This is a genomic window from Oscillatoria salina IIICB1 (assembly GCF_020144665.1).
Classification (GTDB): Bacteria; Cyanobacteriota; Cyanobacteriia; order Cyanobacteriales; family SIO1D9; genus IIICB1.
This window is the reverse complement of record NZ_JAAHBQ010000061.1, coordinates 26,073-36,644: the sequence shown is the minus strand read 5'-3', so window position 1 is coordinate 36,644 and position 10,572 is coordinate 26,073. Positions and strand designations below refer to the sequence as shown.

At 39.9% G+C, this 10,572-nt stretch carries 8 protein-coding genes; 4 read left to right on the top strand and 4 right to left on the bottom strand.

Translation table 11 applies throughout. From position 1 onward, the window contains the following. Window positions 1–2,533 (bottom strand): type I-D CRISPR-associated protein Cas10d/Csc3 (cas10d, locus tag G3T18_RS17935; protein ID WP_224411952.1); only part of this gene is annotated, 2,533 nt, incomplete at its 3' end. Between the two features lie 2 nt (window positions 2,534–2,535). Then, the gene (gene cas3 / locus G3T18_RS17930; RefSeq protein ID WP_224411951.1) at window positions 2,536–4,734 is read right to left on the bottom strand and encodes a type I-D CRISPR-associated helicase Cas3'; all 2,199 of its coding nucleotides are present in this window, start codon (window positions 4,732–4,734) and stop codon (window positions 2,536–2,538) included. Between the two features lie 79 nt (window positions 4,735–4,813). Between cas3 and G3T18_RS17925 the strand changes: the two genes are divergently transcribed. The 3 genes from G3T18_RS17925 to G3T18_RS17915 all read left to right on the top strand — a co-directional run bounded on the left by G3T18_RS17925 (window position 4,814) and on the right by G3T18_RS17915 (window position 6,858). Further along, complete coding sequence (locus G3T18_RS17925) at window positions 4,814–5,671, top strand: helix-turn-helix transcriptional regulator (protein ID WP_224411950.1); 858 nt, start codon at window positions 4,814–4,816, stop codon at window positions 5,669–5,671. A gap of 545 nt (window positions 5,672–6,216) precedes the next feature. Then, the gene (locus tag G3T18_RS17920) at window positions 6,217–6,630 is read left to right on the top strand and encodes a ribosomal maturation YjgA family protein (RefSeq protein ID WP_224411949.1); all 414 of its coding nucleotides are present in this window, start codon (window positions 6,217–6,219) and stop codon (window positions 6,628–6,630) included. A 3-nt stretch (window positions 6,631–6,633) separates the two neighbouring features. Next, window positions 6,634–6,858: a DUF167 domain-containing protein gene (locus G3T18_RS17915; protein WP_224411948.1), complete on the top strand. Its 225-nt coding sequence runs from the start codon at window positions 6,634–6,636 to the stop codon at window positions 6,856–6,858. A 92-nt stretch (window positions 6,859–6,950) separates the two neighbouring features. Here the strand turns inward: G3T18_RS17915 and G3T18_RS17910 are convergent, their stop codons facing one another. Next, window positions 6,951–7,835, bottom strand: coding sequence for a pentapeptide repeat-containing protein (locus G3T18_RS17910; protein WP_224411947.1), 885 nt, complete (start codon window positions 7,833–7,835; stop codon window positions 6,951–6,953). A gap of 247 nt (window positions 7,836–8,082) precedes the next feature. Here G3T18_RS17910 and G3T18_RS17905 point away from each other — a divergent pair, with 247 nt between their 5' ends. Continuing rightward, the gene (locus G3T18_RS17905; RefSeq protein WP_224411946.1) at window positions 8,083–10,035 is read left to right on the top strand and encodes an alpha-amylase family glycosyl hydrolase; all 1,953 of its coding nucleotides are present in this window, start codon (window positions 8,083–8,085) and stop codon (window positions 10,033–10,035) included. Between the two features lie 83 nt (window positions 10,036–10,118). Here the strand turns inward: G3T18_RS17905 and G3T18_RS17900 are convergent, their stop codons facing one another. Continuing rightward, window positions 10,119–10,550, bottom strand: coding sequence for a hypothetical protein (locus G3T18_RS17900; protein WP_224411945.1), 432 nt, complete (start codon window positions 10,548–10,550; stop codon window positions 10,119–10,121). Between the last annotated feature and the right edge of the window lie 22 nt (window positions 10,551–10,572).

Below are 10,572 nucleotides of genomic sequence, written 5' to 3'. Positions count from 1 at the left end.
GACTCGATTCGCTAATTCGGACTTGATAAAAGTAGCGATATTCGCTGACTAAGCGTTTAGTTAATTTGAGTCGATTTTCTTTCATTGAGTCTCCTTGGGCTAATAGATCGGCAAATTGCCAGTATTGTTTAACTTCTTCGGGTAAGGGTTCATGTTTTTGACTGCGGAGTCCTTGTTGTGCGATCGCGAACACATTTAAAACATCAGTTATCACCTCCCTAACGGTGCTATTTAACGCTGACCAACGGGCATCTTTTTTGCTACTACGGTTGTCCAAATGTATGCTGTAGATAACCAGCAATTTTTCTAAAGCAGGTTTAATGTCTTGTATCCGCAACGAACTATCAAACCCAAGTAACGTCCAGAAGTCAGGGACACCATCAAGTTTGACGGATTCTAGAAAGTCTTTATCACTGCTATAAAGGATTTCTGGACTAGGAGTTACAACAACTTTCACACCTAGCAGTTGTGGTAAAGCTAAGGCTTTAAACAAAGGTTCAACCCACGATTCTGTCACAGTGGGTTTGTCATCTTTACCCTTGGGTGGAGGAGTCATCATGTGAATTGCTACAAAAGGCATTTCTGTAGTCACATAATTTTCGTCAAACCGCCCTGCTTTAGGTTTTCTGCCTTGCCAAGGAAGATTTTGTAAATCATCCCGATGTTTGTGTACATCCCACAGACTTATGCGTTCCATTTGTTTAGCTAATATTTTGATAGCTGTAGCAGTTTGGGGAGAGTAAACGTAAGCTGGAAAAATATAGAGAAAAACTGGTCTTTTCTTTTCAAAATTTTTTCCCATAGGTACAGACCATTCAGTCTGACGTAATAGCATTTCTAATGACCAAATTTTAGAAATCCCTCGTTTTATTTGGCGACCTCCAAGTACATTTTTGTTACTGTAAAGTTGCGGTTGGAATAAAACCATCGTTACCAACTGTTCCTCTGCAACAAATTCTCCGCTACTTAGAGAGCAGATCCAGTTATTTGGGGATTTAGCTACTGTATATGCACTAAGTTCTTCCTCGAAATTAGGATTTTTTCCTTCCCAACCTGACAACTCCAAATAGCTGGCTAAGTAACTGTTAAAAGACTGATGAGTCGGACTAAAATATTCTGGGAGATAATCATTTTTGTTTGCCCAATCTGCAAGCTCATAACCCAGATCATTAAGAAATTTAGTCAATATCTCTGAATCGGGGTGTCGATCGAACTTATTCTCTGCAAGGAAATGAGTTGCTACCCAATACCATCCGTAGTTATTACCTCCAGATTCAATTTGAGTTTGTTCGTAAGAAAATATTTTCTCTAAATTTAGCTTTCCTAATACCCAGTTGACAAATAACTTACGTTTTCCAGGCTCTTGAAAAAATTTTCTTTGTACAAATGTTATAAATTCTGCAATACGATCTGCCCAAACATCAGCATATAAATTTAGTCTTTCTTTTTCCGGTTGAGACAAAGACAGTTTCCTTGCTTCTAAGCGATCGGAGGCTTTAGAGTTATTTATCTTAGTTTTTATTATCTTTGGAAGTTGGCAAAGTAAATCGAATGGAGTAAATAGCTCAAAGGCTAAAGGGGCTGCTTTTAAACCTTCACGTCCTCTTACAAATCCAGTTTCTCCTCTTATAATATAAGACTCTAAACCATCTTCGTTATACTTAAAATTTCCCTTAAGAATCCGTTGCCAAGCTGTATTTTGAATATCTGTTAAACTTGGAACTTCATAAGTTTCTGGTGCAAGATATACTACGCCATCTGCAAAATAAATAATTGGTATCCAACCCTTTTCAGTGACGAATTGAGTGACTGCATTATGAATATGATTAGTGATTAAACCACGACAATCCCGCAAGCGATGATAAACCAGGACTTTCTCAATTTCGAGTTGGTCTAAACAGGCTTGCAGAGATTGACCTGTACTGGTTAAAAACCTTACTTCTGCTGGGTCTTGGATATGAACTGCAATATCACCAAATCGGAGTAATTCACAGAGTCGCAAACGTTCAGGAAATGCAATTTGAAAAGTGCGTTCGTTTTCCCATTGTCGAGAATCTAGATTACTTCCCCATTTCCCCTGTGTGTTTTGTGCAAGGAAGCAAATATCTAACAGATAATCTTCCCAGTCTTCCCAAAATTTTGCAAAATTTAATTTTTGGGCAAGTTGATAACAAAGATTAACAATTTTATCGGTTTCTTGTAGTTCAGGAGGGGGTTGTATAGGACAGTAGTGGTTATATTTGTCATAGTCATGGAGGGTGAAACCTAGACATAATAACCGCGCTTCTTCTTCGCTAAGTTCTTCGTCTAATTCTTTACTCAAGTTCCAAGCGGTAATGAGTCCATTTAGGACATGAACCATCAAACTTTGGTCTGCATTCTTTGAGAATTTGTCTTCTGTACCTCCCATTGCAGGAACTGAAAATTCTCGTTCAACGGCGGGTAAAATAGTTTGAATAAACTCACCAAGCACAGATTCCTTTTCAGATTTAGGGAGGGTTTCGATGAGAAGTCTTTGTAAGAGAGTCGTCATGGTTAAAAGATATAAGGGTTACTATGGGTACAACGGTCAATTTTCCACTTCAAAGATTCCAGCAAAAGTGCATCTTGATTAAATGCACAAGCATAGGCTTTATCCTGGCTATCAATTAAGCGGTGAACTCCAAAAGTTGGGGGTAAAAATAGAGTATTTCTAATTTTCCAGTGGCTTCGGGGGTCTTTAGCAACCGGAACAAGAAAGCTGAGAAATTCTAAGTCTTCTAAGGCTTGATTTAAAGCAGTTTGTTGGGGATGTCCTGAAAGAAATAGTCCTTCAAGTTCAGTTAAAGTGCAAATTTCAAGTTCTCGTGTCAAACAATCAGTTTCTAATTTTAGAGAGAATGGCTCACCTATTTCTAACCAGCGAGTTAATCTGAGATAAATTTTAAGATAACGTTCATTAAACTCAAAGGTTGAGCGATTCGCTGTTTCTAAAGCAGTGAAAAAATCTTTTTTGCTAATCACCTCAACTTCCGTATGAGGAAGGAGTCGTAAAAGGTCGTAGGTATAAAAGCGAGATTGGTTTTCATCCCAAACCGCAGCTTGTAGGGTTGAACTTCCCCGAAAGTGAAGGAGTTCGTCACGGACAGATTGAAAAATTGCAAACCATTGTCTTTCCTTATTTTGGAAACGTTCGCCGTAAATATGACATAAATCATTGGTGACAGATTCCCGCAGTTTTTGGGTTCTTGCTTTTAATTCCTTCCGTTCTTTTCCTCGTGTTTTTCCCTTAACTGTTTCTCCTTTCAAAGCGTTTAACATTCCTTGTGCTTGTAAACCTCCCCAGTAATAACGATACTGTTCAAAAGTTGGAGGTGAATTGAAAACGTTCGCTGCAATTTCGGTATTAAATTGGTGGCGGTCAACTAAGTTATTTTCTTGTAGTTCAGCTTGGATTTTCTGCCAAATCCACTTCATCCAACTGGGAATTAAAACAAAGGCTTGATATTGAGAAAAGCCAGAACGACGACCCAAACGACCCAAACGTTGTAAAAACGTAGAAAGGTCGGTGGTTTCAAAAATAAGTAAGTGAACTTCAAAATCAACCCCTACATCAACCGCAGATGTTCCGACAATTAAAATAGGTTTGGGTGTATTTTCTAATTCTTCACGGGTTTTGCTTCTTTCCTGGTCGCCTACAATTCCGCTAACTTCTCGGACTAAAATCTCTGGTTCTAATTTCTGCTTTAACTGACTGACGACCCGATGCACTCGCGCCATAGAATTAAGAATAACTAACCCTCGACCTTTACGGGGTTTCTCATCCTTCAAGATTTGGGCAATTTTTTCAAGATTTAAATTCAGCCAGTCAAGAGAATTACTATCTTGTTCAACTTCTTCAAAATGGAGTTCAATGCGTTCACTAATTTGACGGTATCCTAATGGCGCATCTTCTCGGTCTTTACTAAGATACTCTCCTTGAACTGTCTCAACGGTAAACCCAGATTTCTTTAACTGTTCCACAAAGTTAGCATTAGCAGTTGCAGAGGTGAAGAGAAAACGCAGGGGACGCGATTGTTCGCGACTATGACGCAGCAACAGCATACTGTTAATCAATGCGGTTTCCTGGTGTTCTCCAAAAATGTGAAATTCATCAGCAAAGTATAAATCTGGTGTTTGGGTCAGAGTATATAGTAAGTAATCGGGTGAATAGGTTAGATTTGGATAACTCAGATGGGTAATGAGGTGAAAAATATCAGGGTTGGTTAAGATAATGCGTCGGTTTCCAATCGCTTTTCTTAATTCGCTAAACCTACTTCCCCGTCTTCCCGTAGCTTTATTTTGCTCAACCCGACGACCTAACTCTGCACCATATAAACTATCGACTCGCTTGTGCGGATTTAATTTGACAAGTTGATGATAGTTCTCAAGCTGATATTTTTGATCGCGTACAAGCTCAATGGTGGGATATAAGCCAAGAATGCGATATTTCTTATGGAGGAAAGCGGGTAAATAAGCTCCTAATGATTTTCCGTCATTGGTAAATGCTGTATTGAAAATAACTTTCGCTTCTAAGGTTGAATCACTTACTTTCCTGTAGGTTTCCACTTGGTGCAACGACAAAGGACAAGGTGCAGGGGAATCTTGACCAAGTTGGGAGATTTGCTTGATTTTGCACTGACCCTGACATCCTAGAGGGCAGTGCTGTGAATCGGGGTTTTGCCTAGAAAATAGGGGTAGCAGTGTTATCCTCATCGGGTTGTCGCTTACTTACTGCATTTGTACTATTGCTAATATGACAGATATTTCCTGAGAGTGCAAGTGTAAATCGAGAATGCCTAGAAAAACAGAAACATTAACCTTATCCATTCCCCCAGGAACAAAAGAACAACTAGAGAGAATTGCCACCCGCCTTGATATTATGTGGGGTGACAGACCCAGCGTATCGGGGTTGATTGTCGCGATCGCGCAAGACCAATTTTCCCTCAGTCCCCCCTTCCAACTCAACGAAGTGCAAGTGCAGTCCCTCGAACAAGCTACCAGTGTCCTGGTAGATTCCGGCTACATTGGGGAAGCGCAAACCCTAGCTGCACTAATCCTAGAATGTGGAAACCCGGAACCTCCCTTGCGTCAAGCTCTTTTAGAGCGTGTTAGTCAGCCGATGGAAGCGTGGCGGATTATCCTGGATCGGCATATTGCCAATCGCCAACCCTTTCGCCTGTACTACCGTGACACTACTCAAAAAGATTGGGAATTTACCGTCTGCTATGCTAAAATCCGCTTTCGTGAGAAGCGGTATTACCTCGAAATTTGGAGTGAGGAAACCGAGGGAAATAAAGATATTCCTGAGTTGCAGCACAATTGGACATTTCGCTTAGATCGGATTCAGAACTTAGTTACAACTCCTACTTCGGGAACATGGCGAGATGGGTTAGATACCATTGAAGTGCAATTACACTTTTTAGATAGACTCACAACTGCCTATGAACCGAAGCCCAATGATGTTGACGATCGACGAGAGGAAGACTTGAGAATCATTACTCGTCGTATTTCTAGTACCTATTGGCTACTAAGAGAAGTCCGCGCCTATGGTAAGAACTGTATTGTGGTTGCACCCCAGAGTGTGCGCGATCGCGTCATTGCAGAAGCGCGATCTATTTGCCAAAACTACGGTTTAAGCGTCAGGGAGTAACCCGATCGCAAGATAAGTGTCTAGTCATAGCATGAGAAATTTCCACATAAAACGAAAGGTGCGCCAGATGATGGGAGAAATTATAGCTACAGAGAAGAAACAAGCCCAGGTGTTCACCGAAGACTTAGGGAATAATATAACTTTGGAAATGGTAGCTATTCCTGGTGGATAATTTATGATGGGCAGTACGGGGAATGGTGCTGAGGATTTTCCTCAGCATTTAGTTAAAGTATCGCCTTTCTTTTAACGATGGCAAGTCTAGAATTGGAGGCAATGATGAATACGCCCCAATTCGAGGCGGAGGCTGGAAAAGCAACGTTTTTCGATCTCGCTCTGCCAACCGTAATGACGATTTGAGAAAGGATGATATCATATACCGTGATGTTGGTTTTCGTGTATGCAGTTTCATATAAACGTATTGCTAGAGAAACTGCTATGAAGTGCCAACGCGCTACAACTCTTACCCTGCCTGATAGCTGATAGAGAGACGTCAGTTTTCTGCAACGTCTCTCTCACTTATCCAAATTTCGCCCTCAGCTAATTCAATGCAATCTTTTTTAACTCATCGCCGCTTACTCACCCTCTGGTCGCTAATAATTGTGACACCAATCGGTCTATATTCCAAATTCTATAATGGCATCGGCGCTTGGTGGGTAAATGACTATGGCGGTGCAATTTTATACGAAATCTTTTGGTGTTTATTTGGCTTTTTTTTCATCCCGAAACGAAAAGCCATAATTACCCTTACTTTCTGGGTTTTTGGTGTCACTTGTGCTTTAGAATTTCTCCAACTTTGGCAAACACCAATTTTAGCTGCGGTCAGAGCAACTTTTCTTGGTAAAATGTTACTTGGGACAACCTTTGTTTGGTGGGATTTTCCTCACTATGTTATCGGTTGTTTCTTGGGCTGGTTATGGCTAAAATTGATTTGTAATTCCCGAAAAACTAAGCAAATTTAAATTATGAAAATTCAAGTTAAAGTTAAACCTAACTCGAAAAATCAAAAAATCGAATCGGCAGCAGATGGAAGTTTGACAGTACGTTTAAAATCTCCTCCCAGAGATGGAAAAGCGAATCAAGAATTAATTGAATTGTTAGCTGAAAAATTTTCCGTCAGAAAATGTCAAGTGCGAATAAAATCTGGTTTATCTGCCAAAAACAAACTTGTAGAAATAGAGAGCGAATAAAATTAATAAATTCGGTCTAAATACTTAGAATATTAAATATTTTTATACAGAAACTCGTAATTTTGTCAAGGAAATAATTGCCAATCAAAAAATCATTTATGCTTAATTTTTTTAGCAGGCATTCGCTTCTGACTAACAGCGTGGACAACCCCATCAGGCATTGTTGCACCGCTCAAATTTGCTCCTTCTAAATTAACATCAGTAATATTAGCTCCTAAGAGATTAGCGCCACTCAAATTAGCACCACTCAAATTAGCACCATTCAAATTAGCACCACTCAAATTAGCCCAAAGTAAATTTGCCTTTCTCATATCTATATAAGCCAAATTAGCTCCCTGTAAATTAACTCCAGGGATATCAACGCCACTAAAATTTTCCCCTGTAAGATTAACTTGAGGAGCAAGACAAAAAGCACCCGCTTTCGGAGGATTAAATCCTTCCGGAAACCGAGTTTTTTCGTTGTACAAAGCTCGCTGTAAATTAGCTTTTTCCAAGTTTGCCTCGCGCAAATCGGCTTCGCACAAATAAGCTTGACTAAGATTAGAACTGCTAAGATTTGCCCCCATTAAATTAGCTCCGCGCAGATTAGCACCAATCAAAAAGCTTCTCGTGAAATTAACTCCCACAAGATTAGCATTAATTAACTTAGCAACCATCAAATTAGAGCGACGTAGATCCGCACCAGTCAAATCAGCAAAACTAAGATTAGCACCGCTCAAATTAGCCCCCATTAAATCGGCTGTACTGAGGTCAGTTGCCGGGAGTTCGGCACCTTCCAAATCAGCTTCTCGTAAGTCAGCATTGAGGAAAACTGCACGGCTCAAATTAGCTTGAAAAAACCTCACGCCAGACAGTTTAGCACCAGTAAAATCAGCGCGACTAAGATTAACTTTAGCAAAATCGGCTTCAATAAATTGAACTGAAGAAAAATCTCTTTCTCCATCGGCATATTTGCTTAAAAGTTCATCTGGATTCATAAATACACCTCTGATAGTGATAGTTAGCTTATTTCAAGCTATCAGTTTTATAGCGATAATGACAACCTTTTATCAACATCGAACATTCTTATAAAATCAAGGTTTTTAGCATCGATCATCAATATCCAAGCAGGCTAAAGAAGTCGGTGTAATTAGGGGAAACTGTAGAGGATGTTTCCAGTAGTACGGATGCGCTTACCCAAACTTAGTGAGATAATAAACAGCGATCGCCTTTTTTGGAGCTTTTATGGTTAATACTTCTCCTCATGCTTCCTCATCTCAGTATCAAGCCAGCAAAGTCGCATCTGAAGCTGAAGTCGAAGCTCTTGTCGGTGAAACTACCCCAGAAATCGATATTGATTTAGAATTTCTCTACACTAGAGATATCGAATTTCGTCAAGAAACAATTTACTTTCTCGTCGTCGATCGTTTTTGTGATGGCGATCCAGAAAACAATGCCGGACCTAACCCAGAATTATACGACCCTGATAAACAAGAATGGGGTAAATACTGGGGCGGCGATTTACAAGGAGTAATCGACAAACTCGACTACCTCAAAAACCTAGGAATTACCGCGATTTGGCTAACACCTTTATTCGAGCAAATCGAAGCTTTATTTATTGAAAGCGCTGCTATTCATGGCTATTGGACAAAAGACTTTAAGCGCATTAATCCTCGTTTTATTAATAAAAATGATAACCCATCGCTCAACAAAACACAAGAAGCAAAAAACACAATTTTCGATCGATTAATCGCCGAAATACACCAGCGCAACATGAAATTAATTTTGGATATTGTTTGCAACCACAGCAATCCGGATATAAGCGGTAGAAAAGGCATTCTCTACGACGACGGCGTAAAAATTGCTGACTTTAACGAAGACGAAGGTAAATGGTGGTATCATCACTACGGCGAAGTAACAAATTGGGAAGACGAGTGGCAAGTAAAAAACTGCGAACTATCAGGATTAGCCACTTTTAACGAAAACAATATTGAATATCGCAACTACATCAAAGCAGCAATTAAACAATGGATAGACAGAGGAATTGATGCTTTGCGAATCGATACTGTCAAGCATATGCCAATTTGGTTTTGGCAAGAATTCAACGCCGATATTCAAAACCACAAACCAGATATTTTCATCTTTGGCGAATGGATTAACAGTCATCCCGAAAGCGATCTTTCCGTCGAATTTGTTAACAATTCTGGCATGACAATCCTTGACTTTGGCTTATGTATGGCAATCCGTCAAGGATTAGGAATAAACGCAGAAGGAGGATTTCATCTCATCCAAGACATTCTCAATCTTGATTATCGTTACAACAGCGCCACCGAATTAATTACCTTTATCGATAATCACGATATGTATCGCTTCCAAACGTTAAATCCCGATCCAGATATCTTACGTTTGGCAGTGATTTTAGTCATGACTTCCCGTGGTATTCCTTGTATTTATTACGGTACAGAACAATATTTGCACGACGATACTAATAGCGATCGCAATCCTTACGGTAACAACGATCCCTACAACCGTCCTATGATGGATAGTTGGGATACAGAAACCCAAATTTATCGCGATCTGCGCTTACTTTCTGGTTTACGACGACTGAATCCAGCAGTTTCTTTAGGAAGTCAATGGCAAAAATATATTACTCCTGACGTTTATTGCTACGTGCGACGTTATCGAGATTCAGTATTATTTGTTGCTATGAATAAAGGGGAAGCTGTTACTTTAGAATCAGTAGAAACCGAGTTACCAGATGGCGAACACACTGATGTTTTATCTCGCGATAAGTACGAAGTCAAAAATAGCCACCTTGACAACCTCGAACTAGGTGCAAAAGAAGTAATTGTTTTCAGTCATGTTGGCGAACGAGTCAAAGGAAAAATTATTGTCCGGGCGCAACTAAACGGCGTGCAAACTAAACCCGGGGAAATTGTTGCTGTGATTGGGGATTGTCCAGAATTAGGTAATTGGGATATTGCCCAAGCATACCAACTAGAATACATTAATCAAAACACTTGGTTCAATGAAATTCCCTTTGATGAAAGTGCAGGTAAATTAATTAGTTACAAATACGTTCTCTTACGTGCAGGAATGTCACCTTTGCGAGAAAATTTAGTTTGCCGTCGCTGGGTACTTGCAACTGAAGGTACTGTTAAATGGCGCGATCTTTGGGCATCAGGACGGGAATCATAAGCTAATTTGGTAATATTTACCTTTCTTATTAATTTCTCGAGACGTTGCCGGCAACGTCTCGAGAAATACCCGCGATAAAATCATCAATTCCCAAGATCATCGTCCGATTTCCAATGCAACTTTTGTAAGTAACTCTGCCATTTCGCTGCCAGGGAAATATCGGTAAAAGGAACTTTCATTGACTTATCTTGCTTCGCGAAAATAAACTCTAAACTGGGCTTTCCTTTACTGGGCGCTTCTTCTGAATTAATTCGTCGATCGTCTACTAACAAATTAATTGATTCTACATCATCCAGAGAAAAACTTTCTATCTCCACAGGTTCCCGACGCGTCGGCCTTCCCCAAGTTATTATTTTACCCTTTTGACCCAAAACTGCATAAATATCATATTTTGCTTGCTCGAAACTTTCTGCCCAGTGCTTGTAGGCTTCGATTTTTTGGTATTCGTTCCAACCTGCCCAGGCTAACCAGAAAAATGCTATCAGCAAGGGCAACCATAATAATCCTCTTTCCATATTTTTATCTTAATCAATGACA